Source organism: Paenibacillus algorifonticola, assembly GCF_000971975.1.
Classification (GTDB): domain Bacteria; phylum Bacillota; class Bacilli; order Paenibacillales; family Paenibacillaceae; genus Pristimantibacillus; species Pristimantibacillus algorifonticola.
The window spans coordinates 350,208-366,885 of the sequence record NZ_LAQO01000001.1; the positions used below are offsets into that span (position 1 = coordinate 350,208).

16 protein-coding genes are annotated in these 16,678 nt (G+C 49.3%); 4 read left to right on the forward strand and 12 right to left on the reverse strand.

From position 1 onward, the window contains the following. Window positions 1–10 precede the first annotated feature (10 nt). Genes WH37_RS08335 through WH37_RS08350 form a run of 4 tightly spaced genes read right to left on the reverse strand, consistent with a single transcriptional unit; the run spans window position 11 to window position 4,243 of the window. A complete protein-coding gene (locus tag WH37_RS08335) occupies window positions 11–1,033 on the reverse strand; it encodes a mannonate dehydratase (protein ID WP_046230071.1) in 1,023 nt (340 codons plus the stop codon). Window positions 1,034–1,088: 55 nt separating this feature from the next. After that, on the reverse strand, window positions 1,089–2,429 hold the full coding sequence (locus WH37_RS08340; protein WP_046230072.1) for an extracellular solute-binding protein: 1,341 nt from the start codon (window positions 2,427–2,429) through the stop codon (window positions 1,089–1,091). Between the two features lie 60 nt (window positions 2,430–2,489). Next, window positions 2,490–3,320 carry a carbohydrate ABC transporter permease gene (locus WH37_RS08345; RefSeq protein ID WP_046230073.1) on the reverse strand — a complete coding sequence of 277 codons (831 nt, stop codon included), beginning with the start codon at window positions 3,318–3,320 and terminating at the stop codon, window positions 2,490–2,492. Then, window positions 3,317–4,243 (reverse strand): carbohydrate ABC transporter permease, encoded by a 927-nt coding sequence (locus WH37_RS08350; protein WP_046230074.1) that lies wholly within the window; start codon window positions 4,241–4,243, stop codon window positions 3,317–3,319. Before WH37_RS08350 ends, WH37_RS08345 begins: the two co-directional genes overlap by 4 nt. A 218-nt stretch (window positions 4,244–4,461) precedes the next feature. Between WH37_RS08350 and WH37_RS08355 the strand changes: the two genes are divergently transcribed. Together WH37_RS08355 and WH37_RS08360 are read left to right on the forward strand one after the other, a co-directional pair. Then, the gene (locus WH37_RS08355; RefSeq protein WP_046230075.1) at window positions 4,462–5,367 is read left to right on the forward strand and encodes an RraA family protein; all 906 of its coding nucleotides are present in this window, start codon (window positions 4,462–4,464) and stop codon (window positions 5,365–5,367) included. A gap of 143 nt (window positions 5,368–5,510) precedes the next feature. Continuing rightward, window positions 5,511–6,359, forward strand: coding sequence for an Rpn family recombination-promoting nuclease/putative transposase (locus tag WH37_RS08360; RefSeq protein ID WP_046230076.1), 849 nt, complete (start codon window positions 5,511–5,513; stop codon window positions 6,357–6,359). A 114-nt stretch (window positions 6,360–6,473) separates the two neighbouring features. Here WH37_RS08360 and WH37_RS08365 read toward each other — a convergent pair whose 3' ends face one another. Both WH37_RS08365 and WH37_RS08370 read right to left on the reverse strand, forming a co-directional pair. Next, window positions 6,474–7,643 carry a helix-turn-helix domain-containing protein gene (locus WH37_RS08365; RefSeq protein WP_046230077.1) on the reverse strand — a complete coding sequence of 390 codons (1,170 nt, stop codon included), beginning with the start codon at window positions 7,641–7,643 and terminating at the stop codon, window positions 6,474–6,476. Between the two features lie 63 nt (window positions 7,644–7,706). Continuing rightward, entirely contained in the window at window positions 7,707–8,354 is a 648-nt protein-coding gene (locus tag WH37_RS08370) for a GntR family transcriptional regulator (protein ID WP_046230078.1), read from the reverse strand. 187 nt (window positions 8,355–8,541) lie between these two features. On the opposite strand from WH37_RS08370, the gene nagZ reads away from it, so the two are divergent. After that, complete coding sequence (gene nagZ / locus WH37_RS08375) at window positions 8,542–9,855, forward strand: beta-N-acetylhexosaminidase (protein ID WP_046230079.1); 1,314 nt, start codon at window positions 8,542–8,544, stop codon at window positions 9,853–9,855. A gap of 36 nt (window positions 9,856–9,891) precedes the next feature. Here the strand turns inward: nagZ and WH37_RS08380 are convergent, their stop codons facing one another. Both WH37_RS08380 and WH37_RS08385 read right to left on the reverse strand, forming a co-directional pair. Continuing rightward, complete coding sequence (locus tag WH37_RS08380) at window positions 9,892–10,839, reverse strand: hypothetical protein (RefSeq protein WP_046230080.1); 948 nt, start codon at window positions 10,837–10,839, stop codon at window positions 9,892–9,894. Window positions 10,840–10,940: 101 nt separating this feature from the next. After that, complete coding sequence (locus WH37_RS08385; protein WP_414811824.1) at window positions 10,941–11,762, reverse strand: uroporphyrinogen-III synthase; 822 nt, start codon at window positions 11,760–11,762, stop codon at window positions 10,941–10,943. A 351-nt stretch (window positions 11,763–12,113) separates the two neighbouring features. On the opposite strand from WH37_RS08385, the gene WH37_RS08390 reads away from it, so the two are divergent. Continuing rightward, entirely contained in the window at window positions 12,114–12,962 is an 849-nt protein-coding gene (locus WH37_RS08390) for a helix-turn-helix transcriptional regulator (RefSeq protein WP_046230082.1), read from the forward strand. On the opposite strand, the gene WH37_RS08395 is transcribed toward WH37_RS08390, so the two are convergent. From WH37_RS08395 to WH37_RS08410, 4 genes are all read right to left on the reverse strand, one after another. Next, window positions 12,917–13,561, reverse strand: coding sequence for an HAD family hydrolase (locus WH37_RS08395; protein ID WP_046230083.1), 645 nt, complete (start codon window positions 13,559–13,561; stop codon window positions 12,917–12,919). The genes WH37_RS08390 and WH37_RS08395 overlap by 46 nt on opposite strands. A 68-nt stretch (window positions 13,562–13,629) precedes the next feature. Next, the gene (locus WH37_RS08400) at window positions 13,630–14,223 is read right to left on the reverse strand and encodes a DUF1349 domain-containing protein (RefSeq protein ID WP_046230084.1); all 594 of its coding nucleotides are present in this window, start codon (window positions 14,221–14,223) and stop codon (window positions 13,630–13,632) included. A 79-nt stretch (window positions 14,224–14,302) separates the two neighbouring features. Continuing rightward, a complete protein-coding gene (locus tag WH37_RS08405) occupies window positions 14,303–15,547 on the reverse strand; it encodes an MFS transporter (RefSeq protein WP_052736879.1) in 1,245 nt (414 codons plus the stop codon). 96 nt (window positions 15,548–15,643) lie between these two features. After that, on the reverse strand, window positions 15,644–16,675 hold the full coding sequence (locus WH37_RS08410) for a zinc-dependent alcohol dehydrogenase (protein ID WP_046230085.1): 1,032 nt from the start codon (window positions 16,673–16,675) through the stop codon (window positions 15,644–15,646). Window positions 16,676–16,678 lie beyond the last annotated feature (3 nt).

A 16,678-nucleotide genomic window follows, 5' to 3' on the forward strand; every position in this document is an offset into this window, starting at 1 on the left:
TACCTGCAGCTTATTCTACTGCTATTTTTTCTACTGCTGCCGTACTTGCGCTGGTCTGCGCTCTTTCCGCCTGCCGTCTCGCCGCCGCCTCCATCAACCCTTTAATGTAGCCTACCCCGAACAAACGTCCAAACAGCTCATAGCCGGGATTATCATTCGTTTCGCCTTCCATCGTCGGCACATGATCGGGCCTTGCCGGGCCAGTGAAGCCGACATCATAGTAGGTGTACATCGCCTCCAGCATATCGGTAATGCCATCATCGTGGAACGTTTCCTCAAACTTTTCCGGTGTGCCGCGCACATCTCTAAAATGAACAAAAAACATTTTGTCCTGCCCGCCAAAATGGCGAATGACGCTTGGGATATGCTCCCCCGCCGTCGCGAGCGTACCTTGGCATAGCGTAATGCCATTGTAAGCGCTCGGTACAAGATCTATGGCTCGCTGCAAAGCATCCGCGTTGCGCAAAATACGCGATACCCCGCGAATAGGAGTAATCGGCGGATCATCGGGATGCAGCGCCAGCTTCACCTTCGCTTCCTCTGCCACAGGCACAATCTGCTCCATAAAATAATGCAGATTTTCCCACAGCTGCTGCTCGGATACTTCGCCCGCTTCGGTAAGCGGCGCATCCCGCATCAAGCTGTGATCATAGCTGGAGACGAGCGCTCCGCCCCGCGTACGCGTCGTCGTTGAGGTACGGAACCAATTGAACTGCGCCATAAAGTTGTAGCATAGCACAGGGATACCTGCCCTCCCCATATTGACAAGAAATTGCTGAAATATTTCGATTTCCGCATCGCGCCCTGCTGTGCCAAGCTTAATTTCATTGCTTGGCGGCATCGATTCAATGACAGCCAGATCAATGCCGCTGTCGGCAAAACGCTGCTTCATGCGGATAAGCGGCATAAGATCCCAAGGCTTTTCATTTTTTTCATCCCATGCCAGACCGCTCACCGCGTGATTGACATCCATTTGCTTCGCAAGCTGCCACAGACGGTCAGGCCGCGGCGAGAAAAATTCTGCCAGCTGCATTTCAATTTCCCCCTATTTTGTTTTACAAGCTCTGCATCCAGTGCGTGAATTAAGATTATCCAGCTTTAGCGGCTAGCTCCTTGCCCAGCTTGTCGATTTTATTGAATGCTTCTTCAATCGATTGCTGGCCGAAGGAGACGGCATCCATTTCTTTTTTGTACGTATCCACCCACTCGGAAAAACCGGCAGCTGGCGAATAAAACGGCAGCGCTTTGTCTACCGACATATCGTAAATCTCCTTGCCCAGCAAATCCTTGGCTTCAAGCGTTGGCTCAAGCTCCTTGAATATTTCCGGATTAATCGGCAGTCCGCGCGTCAAGCCTAGAGCCTTGCCCGCCTCTTGATCCATTATAAACCATTTCACAAACTTCTTCGCCTCTTCCTTGTTTTTCGAATTGGCGCTTACGCTGAGGAAAATCGTCGACTGCGCCCAGCCGCCGCCAGCTGGTCCCGTCTGCAAGTTTACAACGCCAAGCTGGCCTGGCATCAGCTGCTCCAATGCGCTTACGGAGCCGGTCGTCGCGCCTCGCGTCAGCACAACGCCTGAAGCCATAGGGTCGGCTTGCGGGTCATTTTCCAGGAAAGAAGCGGCTAGCTCTGCTGGAGGAACGATTTTATTTTTGCGGAAATCGTCATAAATGCCATAAAACTTCATGAACAACTCCTTGTCGAGCGTGAACGTTTTGCCGCCATCCGACATAATGGGCGGTTTGCCCATCGCCGTCTGGTAATAGTTGAAGCCATCCCATGTCGATGTATCGCCAATCGGATATTTGCCCTCCGGCAGCTTGGCCCGTGCATCTCTCGCCCACTGAAAAAACTCATCATACGTCCAATCCTTATGCGGCAGCGGGATGCCGAGCTGCTCCAGCTCTGTTTTGTTGTAAGCGAGACCCTGCGCGTTCTGGCTGAGAGGGATGCCATACAGCTTGCCGTCTATTTGCAAATTTTTCAGCACATTCGGGTCCACAATGCCGGTCAAGTCAATGTCGGATAAATCCTCCAGCTGGCCTCTGGACACGTATTCCTGAATGTAAGCCGCATCCATTTGCAGCACGTCGGTAATCGACTTGGAGGCTGCCAGTGTCGGAAGCTTCTGCCAATAAGCATCCCATGCCATAAATTCCGGCTTGAATTTCACATTTGGAAACTGCTGAGAATAAATGTCCAGCGCTTTTTTCGTAGCTTCATGACGGACATCTGAGCCCCACCACATAATGCTGAGCGTCGCCGCTGCCCCGCTTGCTCCCCCTGCCGCTGCCGTCTCCGTTGCCGAGCTTGGCTCCGAGCCCTGATTGCCTCCGTTCCCGCTATTTCCGCTGCATGCGGTCATTGTGAGCACCACAGCGAGCGTCAGCATCGCCCAGCCTTTGCTTTTCAGCCACCTTTTTCCCATTGTCAGCTCATCCCCTTCAAATGAAATATCTTTCTCTGTAAACGATTTTCACAAAAGCCGTTACCCTTTGAGTCCTGTTGTAGCAATGCCTTCTACAAAGTGCTTTTGGGCCAGAAAAAAGATCAGAACGGAAGGCATAATCGACAGTAAGGACATCGCAAGCAGCTGCCCCCACTGAATATCGAACTGGTCGATGAACATTCGCAGCGCAAGGCCGACCGTAAACTTTTCAACCGAGCTTAAATACAGCACCTGGGCAAAAAAATCATCCCAGCTCCAAATAAAGGTGAAAATACCCACTGTCACAAGCGCTGGCTTAATGAGCGGAAAAATAATCCGCAGAAAAATGCCGTAGACGGACGCTCCGTCGATTTTGGCCGCCTCATCAAGATCACGCGGGATGCCGCGAATAAACTGCACCAGCAAAAAAATAAAGAAGGCGCCGCCCCCGAAAAAATGCGGCAGCACAAGCGGGACGTAGCTGTCGACCATTCCCAGCTTGTTGAACAAAATGTATTGCGGCACGACCGTCACCTGACCAGGCAGCATCATCGTCAGCAGCAAAATCGAAAACCAGAAACCTTTTAGCCCAAAATATAATCGTCCAAAGCCATAAGCTACAATGGCCGCCGTCAAGACACCGCCGACTACATTGCCCAGTTCCATCAGCAGCGTATTGCCGAAAAAATGCGCAAACGTATATTCGCCGGAGAAGCGCCAGCCCTTGCTGTAATTTTCCCACATCGGGATGGAGGGCCAAATCGTCGGCAGGCTCAGCTCGGACGTTTTTTTGAGCGAAGCGCCTACCCACCAAATGACGGGATAAATCATGATGAAGGAAAACAACGCCAGAAATACATGATCGAAACCTTTTGCGCGCAGCCTTCTCATTTCGCTTTCCCTCCATCCGATTCGTAAAATACCCAATAGCGGGAAGCGGCAAAGTTAATAATAGTCAGCAGAGCTACGATGACGAGCAGGATCCAGGCCAGTGCAGAGGCATAGCCCATCTGGTAATGCTTGAACGCTTTTTCATAGAGGAACATGGCGTACATGTAGGTTGAGTTGATCGGCCCGCCCTTCGTAATAATGTAGGCGGACGTAAATGTTTGAAAGGAACCGATAATGCCAAGCACCAGGTTGAAAAACATAACGGGAGAAAGCATGGGGAGTGTAATGCTGAAAAATTTTCGCGTTTTGCCCGCTCCGTCGACCGATGCGGATTCGTACAGCTCTTGCGGAATTTGCTTAAGCCCCGCGAGAAAAATAACCATGGTGGAGCCGAACTGCCACGTATTGAGCAGGATCAGCGTAGCCAGCGACGTATCGGGATTGGATATCCAGGCGACGCCTTGAATGCCAAACCAGCCAAGCACCTGATTCACATAGCCGTCCAGGCTGAACATATTGCGCCACAGCGCCGCAACTGCAATACTGCCGCCGATGAGCGACGGAAAATAAATCGCGGTGCGGTAAATATTCATGCCGCGCAAGCTTTTATTCAGTGCCATCGCCACCATTAGCGAGAAAAACAGCTTGAGCGGCACGGAGAACAGCACGAACATAAACGTCACTTTTAACGATGTGGTGAATGTGGAATCATTCGTAAAAATGTTGACGTAGTTGTCCATACCGATCCACTGCGGCGCTTCCAGCAGCGAATACTCCGTAAAGGATAAATAAAAAGATTGGGCAATCGGCCATAACGTCAGCAGCAAAAACCCTAGCAGCCATGGCGAAATAAACACGTAACCAGCCAAATGAGTGATCCGGTTATCTTTACGCTTCACCCCATTTCTCCCCTCCCTTTGCATACTTGAGTCGAATGCTTTTTGCCTAGCCTTACTTTATACGAAAACGCTTTCATAAATGAAGGAGACAATTTTATGATATGGTTGGATTTTTTTATAGTCCGCTGCCGATTACCGTAAAAAAGTCACATCGACAAATTTGCCGCTGTCCGCAACAATAAAACTATAGCGTTCATAGCCATACCTTGAACAAATTACAGTAGCGGAAGAGGTGCTGCAAGATGAAGTTCGATAATCCGGAAGATATAGGGCAATTGACCCCGCTTTGGGAGGGTGAGCGCTTTGAGAATGGCCGCCCTAAAGTAGATGAAGATATATTGCGCCGCATGCGAAAAATAACGCTGGAGGAAGCGTGGGGCCCGCTGTGGAATCGCGGCTATACGTTTCAATTCGAAGGAGACTTCAAAATTATGCATCCCGAGCAGGTGATGGTCGGGCGTGCCGTTACAGCGGTCATGGTGCCCAAGCGCCCCGACCTGCATGAGACGCTGCTTGATTACGGGCATGAGCAGGAGAATCGCCACGGCTTTTTCAACCAATGGGTCATTGATTCGCTGGTGGAGGACGATGTGGTCGTTGTCGATATGTTTGATAAAATTCATAGTGGCACTTATGTTGGAGGCAATTTATCTACGGCGATTGCCACTCGCACGAAGCGCGGCGGAGCCGTAATTTGGGGCGGTATCCGCGATAATCAGCAGGTGAAGGAAATCGGCGGCATTAACGTCTATTATCGGGGCAGTGATCCGACAGCGATTGCCGATGTGACGATGGTCGGAATGAATGTGCCGACTCGTATCGGCAAGGCGATCTGTATGCCAGGGGATGTCGTGCTGGGCACGCCTGCGGGGGTTATTTTTATTCCGCCGCATTTGGCTGAGTTGACCGTTGTACAGGCGGAGAAGTCGCAGGTGCGCGACGTATTCGGCTTCATTCGCCTAAAGCAGCAGGTGTATTCAACTGCGCAGATCGACGCCGCGTGGAACACGGCCTTGTGGCAGGATTTCATCGACTGGTTCAACCATGATGATGCAGCAGCGGAATATCGGCATTTGAGCTGGGACGATGAGCTTGAGGATGCGAGGAAGAGAGAGCATGATGGGCCGCGGAGCGATGTGCGGTTGTAGGGGACTAGAGGTAAAAGCAGCCGATGACGGTATTGAGCCGTTGTCGGTTTTTTATTTTACATAAGAGGACTATGACTTTCGTTTAGTAAATTCCGGTTTCTTATTTCGCATGGTATAATCATGTTGAATGGAGCTGATTTGGGATGAACGAGCTGCTTGATCCTCGTAATGATTTCGTCTTTAAGCGCATTTTTGGCAGTGAAGAAAATAAAGATGTACTGCTCGCTTTTTTAAATCGTACTTTTGCCGAGTCTAACGAACCTCCGCTATCAGAAATTGTTCTTTTGAACCCCTATACGGATAAGGATGCTCCATTGGACAAACAGTCCATTTTCGATATTTGGGCCAAAACATCTGAGGGTAAACTGATTAATATTGAAATGCAATTATTTAATAAATATGATATAGAAAAACGTACCCTGTTTTATTGGAGCAAACGCTACTCCAGCCAATTGCAGGAAGGAAATACGTATAAGGAACTCAAAAAATGTGTGACCATTAATATATTGAATTATTCCTTCCTGGCTAATGACCGTTACCATAATGTGTTCCATTTGCGGGAAGACCACACCGGCCTCGCCTTAACGGATGATATTGAAGTCCACTTTATGGAGCTTTCCAAGCTAAGTGATCAAATGCTGCCTCATGAAGGCGGCTTAATCAATTGGCTGTTATTTCTGAAAGGTGCCGATAAATCAAATTGGGAGGTGCTAAAGATGAATGAACCGACACTAGGCAAAGCGATGGATACCTTGGAGTTTCTAAGTCAGGATGGGGAGGCTCGCCGTTTATATGAGGAGCGGCAGAAGTTTTTGCATGATGAAGCTTCCATGATTGAATGGGCTACGGAAAAGGGCATGAAACAAGGGATCGAAAAAGGCGAACGCCAAAAAGCGATCGAAATCGCCAAAAATATGCTAGCATTGGGGATTGATTTATCACTCATCGTCAAAGCGAGCGGCTTGTCTGAAAAAGAGGTTAAAGCGTTATAACTGACTGCATTTCAGCAAATGACTATGCAGCTAGAATGTCATGCAGCTAGAGTGTCCATGGCACAGAGGGAGCCCACAATTGCGTGGGCTCCCTCTTCCTTTATGCTTTCCGATCTAATGCCCCGCCGACTCCCGGTACTCGCTTGGAGACAAGCCAACCCGCTTTTTGAAAATTTGGCTAAAATAGCGCGAGTCTTGGTAGCCGACCTTTTCAGCAACTTCATAGTTTTTAAAATGCGTCGACTTGAGCATCGCTTTCGCCTTATCAATTCGGATATCGGTCAAATGCTCGATGAACGTTTTGCCGGTGTTCGTCTTGAACAGCAGGCTCAAATAGGTCGGCGTCATATACACCTTCTCCGCCACGCTTTGCAGCGAAACATGCTGGCATTCCTGCTCCATATAATACATCGTTTTCTTAATGATGCTGCGATGGCTCTCTCCTTGGTAAGGCGACACAGCCTTCCACAAGCTCGTGACAAACTCGCTGACGCAGCGAACCAGCTCATGAAGCGTTTTCATTTTCAAAATCGATAAAATTTCATACGGCTTGTTAGCTACAACGGCATCCGCGTCAGCCAGCACTCTTCGCTCCATCCCCACGAGCAAACGCAGCGTTAGCTCATACATATGCGAAATATCAATCGGTCCGCCGCGCATGACACTGCGATAAAACATCTTTACCGCCTCTTCAAGCTGCCCCTCCGACGTCGCCGTCTTGCAAGCATCGAACAGCTCCTTCTCCTTATGCTCCGGATAGTCCTGAAGCGGCACATAAGCACGAAGCTCGCTATAATAAATAATTTCACCAATGCCTTGATAAAATTGATGCTGGAGCGCCTGCCCCGCCTGTTCATAAGAATGCCTCACTTCTTGCAAATAGCCACAGGGCTTCCCTATTCCAATCGTAATCGGGTCGGAAAATTGCTCACCCAGCATCGACTGCACATTATCGAGCATCTTCTTCGACACCCAGGAAAACAGCAGCGTCAAGCGGTTTTCTTCATCTAGAAAGAGAACACTTCCCGCCGGAATGCGCGGCTGCAAATACTCCCTTATTTTCTCCATATAGCCGAGCCGATCATGCTCATGATGAAAATAAGCCGCTGGCGCAAGCAGTGCTATAGCCGGGTACGTAAAATAGGGATTTACATTCAGCTTCACTAGCTGCTCCTTCATATTCGCCCTGCCGCCGCCTCTGTCCGAAACCAGATCCTGCAGCAAACGATCCCTCATCAAGGTCAGCATATAATCGTCCTTCAGCCATTTCTCTTCCTTCAGCATGCTCCATTTCCCCTTTAAATTGAAAGGTTAACAAGCAAGTTGCCTCTCGTCTTTAGTCGCGGCCTAATCCAGATGAATGATTTTGTAAGCGTGCATATGGTCGATAAACGCCTGCTCGGCCGCTGCAACATCCCCTTTGCGCAGCACGTCAATTAGTACAGTATGGTAATCTGCCAGCCCTAGTGTCGTGTAATGCCGATTGGAAATCGCCATGAACCGCATAAGCTTCGTCTTCATGTCCTTCCATAGCGTTAAAATGGCCCCATTATCGCATTTGCGGTAGAAAAAGCCATGGAAATCCATGTCCAGCTCCAAGATGCTCAGCATATCGTTTTGCTTAACGGCTTGGTCCATCTGCTCAATAATGCCAGCCAGCTCGGAGAAATCCTGCTCGGTAAGCAGCGGCATCGACTGCCTAACCGCAAAGCCTTCAATCATTTCCCGCAGCACGAACAAATCCTTGATTTCCTTCGCCGTTATGTTGGAGACAACCGAGCCTTTGTTCGGAACGCCTATAATGAGCCCTTCCTGCTTGAGCCGTTCAAGGGCCTCCCTTACGGGAGCCTGGCTAATCTGGAATTGCCCGGCGATTTCCAGTACAATAAGGCGGGCACCCGGCTGAAGCTCGCCAGCCAAAATATCTTTCTTAAGCTTCATATACACATGTGTACTAATAGAATGAATTGGCACGATTGCAGAATTTTCTGGCATTTGAACACGTCCCTATTCCAAATTATCGATTATCGTTAATTTATCTACTTCCCATTATATCGGCTCATTTCCCGCTTCACAACCCAATTTTGAAAATGATGCCGCCAAAGTTTTCTCTTCTAACTTCCCAGAAAGTATGAGAAGCTGGCATGAAGGGGATATTGCAAGAAAAGGAGGAACTTCCCACATGCTTAAAAAAATCACCTCATTACTCCTTGCTTCATTTCTCGTTATATGTGCGAGTTCTTGCGGCAGCGCGGGCGATCGTGCCAACAGCAGTAACGGCAGCCATTCCAGCTCCAATCAACCATCCACTGCCATGCCGCGGGGCCCTTCCGCCACAGAATCGGCAGCAGCATCAGCCATTCCAACTGCATCGCCTACGCCAACTGCGACGGAAGCGCCTGACCCCATCAAACAGGAAATCGCCAGCATGTCGGTCGATGAGAAAATCGGACAGCTGGTGCTCGTTGGCCTGGAAGGTACCACCCTTCAAGAAGATGCAATCGAAATGATGAATACGTATCATGTAGGCGGCTTTATTTTGTACAAAAGAAATATTACCGACGCTTCGCAGACGCTAGCCCTGCTGAACGAGCTTAAAAAACAAAATAAGAAAAATCCCGTACCGCTGTGGCTGAGCATTGATCAGGAAGGGGGAACGGTGAGCCGGATGCCGCAGGATTTTGTGAAAATTCCATCCGCACAGTCTATTGGCAGCAAAAATAAACCGCAATACGCCTACGGCATAGGCGAAGCTATCGGTGCCGAGCTGTATGCCCTTGGGTTTAATATGGATTTTGCCCCTGTGCTCGATATTAACAGCAACCCGGACAATCCGGTCATTGGCAACCGGGCGTTTGGCTCCACAGCGGAAAGCGTCATTGCCAGCGGCATTGAGACGATGAAGGGCATACAGGCGGGACATGTCGTGCCTGTTATCAAGCATTTTCCCGGTCATGGGGATACGTCAGTCGATTCGCATCTGGATTTGCCGGTTGTGGACAAAAGCTTGAAGCAATTGGAGCAGTTCGAGCTGCTTCCCTTTGTAGAAGCGATTAAGGAGCGGGCACCCGCTGTGATGGTCGGGCATTTGCTTATTCCGGCAATGGACAAGCAATACCCTGCTTCCTTGTCCAAGACGATCATTACTGATCTTTTACGGGACGAGCTCGGGTTTACGGGTGTTGTCATTACGGATGATATGACGATGGGCGGCATTACGAAGCATTTTGGCATTCAGGATGCGGCGGTCAAGGCCGTTCAAGCGGGCAACGATATTCTCCTTGTCGGACATGATGCCAAGCAGCAGATCGCCGTGCTGAAAGCATTGAAAAAGGCGGTCAAAGCGGGCGAAATCTCCATGCAGGCGCTCGATGACAGCGTCTACCGAATTATCCGTCTCAAAAGCACCTTTAAGCTGAAAGATGAGCTCATCAGCCGTGCCAATGTCGATGCGGTCAACCGTCAAATTAAAAAAGCGCTGAACGCTTCTAAATAGAAGCATTCGGCGCTTTTCTTCGTTATTTGATTAGATCTATTCGGGCGACATATAACGGCCATAGCTGATGTCAAGCTCGGAAAATTTGCCGTCCTTCTCCGAAAGGAATGACACATTTTCTCCTTCCGCCCCCATCCATTTGACCCCGAGAACGATACCTTCAGCCGTCTTCGCGGCGAATAGGAAGGAAAACATTTCTGGCATGACCTCACCGCCATCGTCTACCCGCCACGTCGAGCTTTCATCGAACTGCGCCGGATAGTCCTGAAAAACGAAACCGTCTGCGGTTTGCAGCGCCAAGCTTGCCAGCATGTCCTTGCCCTGACGCTCAAACTGCACCAGATACAAGGTATTCCCTTCATCCCCTATTTCCTCGAGCGGCCATAGCTTCTCTACGCTGCGATTTTTGCTTTTGGCAAAAGCCGACTTTACATGATCTGCTGCCTGCCCGCTCCGTTTTTCAGTTATGGACAACAGCATTTCCGGCTTCACCGACTGATCCTGGATTAGAAAATAAGTTTCATTCGGCTCCGCCTTGCCCTCCATGACCTCAAACAGTTGGCCTTGCTGGTTTGCAAAATTTTGCGCCGTTTGCCTGCCGTTATCGGCTTCGGTTGCCTTTTGCTCATTTTTGTATTTAATTTTGAGCAGCTGCCCATTGTGACCAACCGCAAGATTAAAGCTGGACCACTGCTCGCCGCCCCCTTCGGACAGGCCGGCAAGCAGCTGTTTGCCCGCTTCATCGGCAAAGCCAAACGTTCCTTTGCCAAGCGCGGCGGCATCCAGCAGCGGTGCTGCAGTTGGCTCTGCTACTGGCTCCTTCGTCGCCGCTCCTCCATCCGCTGGCGCATTCGTGACTGCTGGACTCTCCACTTCCCCGCTCGTGGAAGCCGTAGCTTCTCCCGAATACTTAACCTCTGAGGAGCATGCACTTAGACATATAGTCAATATGAACGACAGTATCAACAAGCTGCTTTTTCTCATCTTATCTACCCCTTCAATCAAATGATGCAACGACTACAAGCTTAAGACGAAGCAGCTATTCAAAAAGGTGCAGTCCGAAAACACTAGAATTAGCAATTCGTTTATTTGGTTAGACCTTGCGCTTCATAATAGTGTGCCACTTCAATAATCATCGCGCCCATTCGTTCAATATCCGGCACAATATAGCGTTGTACGCCGATTAATTGCAGCGCCTCAGCGGTTACTTTGCCCACAGCTGCTGCCAGCACCTGTCCATCGAATATTTCCAGAAGCTGCTGCTCAAGTCCTATTTTTCTTGCATGGCGGAATAAATATTGTACTTGAACGGCTGTTGTAAAGCAGACCACGTCAACCTCGCCTGCCACCAGCTCTTCCATGAGCTGAGTAAGTACGCTTACCTCGGGCGGAACATGTTTGTAGGGCAGCAGCGAAATAACCTCACTCGCTTTTTTAGCAGCAAAAAAACGCTCCAGCTCGGGCGAAGGCTCGCCATGCAGCTGAATGACGATACGCTGGCCGGCAAAATCATATTCCTCCAGCTTTTCGATTAGATTTTGCACCGTGCCATCATCATCCGCTACAACCGCTTTCAAGCCTGCACGCTTAATATAAGCAGTCGTCTTGTAACCTCTGGAAGCAATCGATGCCTGCGACAGCTGCTCCAAAAACGCCTCCTTTATATTCAGCTTTTCCGCATTGCTGGCAAGCGTCTCCGAGCCAATGCCCGTCGTTAAAATGACCCAATCAGCACCCTCCGCCGCAAAACGCCGTAGTGGTGCTTCCAGCGTTTCCTCATCCAGCAGCGTCAGTCCCTGAAGCGACCGCACGAGCGCTGTCCCGCCCTGCTTTTCAATGATGGCGCTCATTTCCTCTGTTTTTCGAGATCCTGCTATGACCAATCGTTTCCCCTTCAATGCGTCCATTCCCATGCTTGCCCCGTCACCATGCTTTCTCCAAATGTGTTTGTCATATATCTTAACACAAGCATAAACAACTGTCGCCATTTCAAGGCAGGCAAAACTTGTTTTACACTTTGATAACTGCAGCTGACATGTAAAATAACCGTTCTCTAAGCCAAGAACGGCTGTTTCTTTACACCTATACAACTGCTCCATATAACGAAAAATAGCGAATAATAGAGAAAAACAGAGAAATACATCGAAAACTAGATATAACATATATTTCTTTATATATGTTATAATTCCAATTGTTATTCAGGCATCCACAGTTTGACTCTCATTTTCATTCCACTTTTAGGAGAAAAGAGGAATTCGATGCAGGAAGCATTAGACACAGGCAGCACCCACAACGAGCTCCCCCTATTGATTACCGGATCTGGAAGCGTTACCGTCACTGAGCCTGAGCGTTGCCCTGGGGGCAGCCCTGATTACAAAATCGTAAACTGCGTAGGAGGCACAGGCCGCCTTGTTTTTCAAGAACGGGAAATTCAGCTGCAGGAAGGCGTCGCCATTCTTTATTTTTCCCACACCGCTTCTATATCCTGCGAAATTAGTGAAACGCTCAGCATTAAATATTTAACCTTTACCGGTTATTTGCTGCCAGCATTTTTGCAAGCCTTACATATCGCGAACCTTTCCGTATTTCGGCTAGATCCCGCTCCGCAAATGCTCATTGACGAAATTATTTTAAGCCAGCAATCCACCCGTCAGGAGCGTGTTTTTACCGGATCAGCACTCTTGTATATGCTGCTTATCAAGCTGAAGCTCTCCAAGGACCTTTACCTCGTTCCTGAACGCAAGGAGCATACACCGAGGCTGTCCAGCATCCTGACCTATATTAAACAAAACTATCATCTCGACATTTCCCTATCCATGCTGGCCGGGCAGCTTTACATCACCGAGCAGCATTTGAATCGCATGTTCAAAAAAGAATACGCGATGACCCCGCTCGATTTTCTAACCCGCTACCGACTGCTCAAGGCAAAAGAAATGCTCATTCATGAGGATTCCATGACAGCCAACGACATTGCCAAGGCAGTCGGTTTTAACAGCGCGAGTTATTTTGGCTCCGTGTTCAAAAAGCATGAAGGCTGCTCGCCCATGGTGCTGCGCAAAAGCTACAAAGCTTCTAAATCGAATTCGGCGATTGAGGCAAGCCGCTGATCAAAATTTAAAAATTCCAAATCCCTCGTCACTTCATTAGGCACCACGATACAGCGGATGCCAGCCGCCTTCGCAGCTTTCAAGCCATTTGGCGAATCTTCAAAGACGATGGCTTCTGAGGCATCAATGCCAAGCCGTGCCAGCGTCAGCTGATACAGCTCCGGATCAGGCTTTACCCGCCCCACATCTTCAGAGGTATGGATCACATCGAATGCTTCAAAGATGCCGAGCTTCTTCAAGTAGCTGTGAACCCAGTCACGGGTAGAGCTCGAAGCAACCGCAAGGTGCAGATTTCGCTGCTTCACGCTCGCCAGCAGCTCCGCAACTCCAGGCAATAGCCCAGCTTCGCCAATGTAAACGGCATATTTTTGCTCAGACAGCTCTTTAATATGGTCATGGTCAATCGGCGTTTGCAGCGCTTCCTCCAAATAATGAAAAGGATTGAATTCGTCGAAGTTCGTGCCTACATTGCGGGACCATAGGCTAAGCGACAGCTCTACGCCATGCTCCTGATAAATGTCCCGAAAAGCGTAATACCAAGGTGTCTCGGTATCCATAATCAAGCCGTCGAAATCAAAAATGATCGCTTTCAGACTCATCGCTACTATCAGCTACCTTTCCTGCTTTTACTTGCAGCTTACCGCCAGCGACTTTCAGCTTGCAGCTGCTAAAATCGGCTTTCCTCATTCGGCTCGGTGAGATGGACAAAGCTGAAGTCGGCCCTGCTGCCGCTGCCTTTCGGAGATTGCGCAACGACGCCGACCTTTACTTCATCCGGCGTACGCATGCCGAAATAACGGATCAGCCTCCAATCCTCGCCATCAGGCGAATAATAGAAGGACACACAGTCCTCTACTTTATTGATTCGCAAATAAGGATTGTCCGACTGGATCTCTTCCGAGTTGCAATCATCTGACCAGCCGTCCTTGGTGACGACCGAGACGATCGAGGCTGCCCGCCCATTAAATTCAAAGCATAATTTGCACCAATTGTCGCTATCGACGTACAGCATAAGGCATCCAGAGTCATACTGCTGCTTCATCTCCACCGTCAGCCTTGCCGTCAATTCGAAGGAGCGCTTGACCGGAGCGTACAGGAAAGGAGCGGAGCTGGCAAAATGCTTGCCTGAAGGATCGCAGAAAAAATCCGCCTCCGGTGGTGCCTCAATGATCACGCCGCCCTGCTCTGTGAATTGCCACTGCGGCGGTTCGTTAATCCAAGCCAGTGTATCGCGTGTTTCATGATTTAATACATTAATCATTAATTACCCCTCCCTAGCCATTTTCTGTATAACCATTCGACCTCTTTAGCAGAAAACCTTCTTTTGTCATAAATGGTTATTAGACATGATGGTTCGCTTTCATAACCTGCTGTTGCCTGGAAGGAAGCGGGAGGAAAAACACGACAGCCATGAGCACCATATACAGCGCAACAATGACGGCGAACAGCAGCTTCGGATTATAGTTATAGATGAGTCCCGTCAAATAACCAGAGGGGATAGCAATAAGGGTCATGACCGTCTGTACGGCCGAAAACATATCTGCCTTCTCATGCGTGCCGAGGCGATTCATCAGCAGCGCATCCCGGTACGTTTGCAAAATAAACGTTCCTGCCGCCAATATAATAATCGTCAGCATGAGCAGCGGCACATTGCCGGAAGGAATAAAGAGCAGCAGCAAGGAGCCGGCGGTGCATAAGGCGATCGACAGACTAACGTATTTTTCATCCGAGCGCTGTTTCAGCCGAGGAATGACGACCAAGTATAGCACCATGACCGTCACCGCAGTGACGACTGGAATGTAGGAAATCGTCCAATCACCGAAATGCAGCTCCTCTTTGAAAAACACGACCTGAAAAAAATTCAGCTGCAAAATAAAATTGGACAGCACCGTTATCAAAATAATCGGGAACAGCCGGCGGGTATAGAACGCTTTGCCGAATAGACGCAGGCTGGCTCCCAAGCTTTTCAGCACCTTGGTCTGGCTATGTACCTCAATGAGCTCTTTGCCCGCCTCCGTCTCCTCCGTCAGCCTGTTCCTTACAATGAACATAATCGTCATCATCACGCCTCCGGCAAAATAAATGACGGCGAGTGTCTTCCCGATACCGAAATCGGCGATGACAAAGCCCGCTAGCGGTGTAAGCACGCCTGCTGCGGTAATAATCATATTCATGATGCCAAAAACTTTCGGTCGCTTTCGCTCCTCGACATCTTCAATAATGAGCAAATTGAACGACACGGTGACGAACTTGGACGTCGCATTTAATAAGTAGGCAATCATAAACAGCCAGAAGCTTTGCGAGAACGCCCAAATAAACATTGGAATGCTCCAGGCTACAATATCAAAAATGAGCGAGGTGCGCTTGCGGCCCAGCTTATTCGTAATCGACCCGGCAAATAATTGAAACACAAAAGCAAAATATAGGTTAATGGAATTAATCAGCCCAATTTCAATATCGCTCAGTCCGGCATCCTTCATATAGAGCGGCGCATAAAACAAAACGATCGTTCCAGGAATCGCCCAGAGCGGCTCCAGAAAAATCGAATACCGCGGATTTTTTGGCAAATCGGCAAGCAGCTTCATCTTTAAGGCTCATCCCCTCTTCTTCATGCGTCATTGCTGCGCGGCGCCCCGTAAGCCATTCGTCGCGCAGCCATAACGCCCTTGCCTTAACCTACATTATGAAATAAGTGCCGTCTTCACGGAGGTCATCGCTCTTGGCGCGCCTGTACTCATGTCATAACCAATCGTTTCATTAAAAGCGCCTTCGTAGTCCTGCAGCTTTTTGGTTGAAGTGACCATATTTTCGAGCTCCGGCAAGCTTTGAGCAAACTTGAGCGCCGTGCTGATCATTTGATGAACCGCTACATCGCCAATGACATTTACCCCGTTATTAATAAAATCAGTCGGCTTAAACGATACTTCATAGCTGTCGTCATAGCCCATTGGAATAATTCTGCCGCCCTTGCCGATCAGTTCCAGAGCGACATGCAGCTGATTGCCGACCGCATCAATAATAATATCGAATTTATGGCCATTGTTAATTTCGAGCACTTTTTCAAGCGTCAGCTCCTGAGGATGGAACACATAATCAGCGATGTTCGCAGCGAAGCTTTTACGGTATTCATCCACCTCTGTGCCTACGGTCAGGCGGCCAAGCCGCTTGCCAACAAGCTGGCACAAGGAGCCAATCGCGCCGGAACCCAGCACCAGCACCGAATCGCTCGGTTTAACGCGGGCTTTCAAAAAGCTGTTGAGCACACAGCCCAGCGGCTCGACCATCATTGCCGCTTCCCAGCTCATCGTGTCAGGAATTTTGAACACATATCTTTCTTCGCCCGCATAATATTCCGCGAAAGTGCCGTGGATGGTCATGCCAACCTGATGATCCTCGAAATTTTCGCAGTAGCAGTGCAGCCCCTCACGGCAATAGGAGCAAATGCCGCACGATTGGGTCGGATCAATGAGCACACGGTCGCCTACTTTAACGCTTCTTACTTTAGGGCCAACCTCAACGACGGTTCCAACCCCTTCATGCCCGATAATCGTGCCGGAATTGGCCGGAATTTTTCCTTTTACAATGTTAAGATCTGTTCCGCAAATGCCCGAGCCAAAAATTTTAACTTTGACGCCTGTCGGCGACCCGATGGTCGGCTCCTCCATCTCCAGAAGTTCCACCTTGCGATAATCCTGATATACTAATGCTTTCATTAA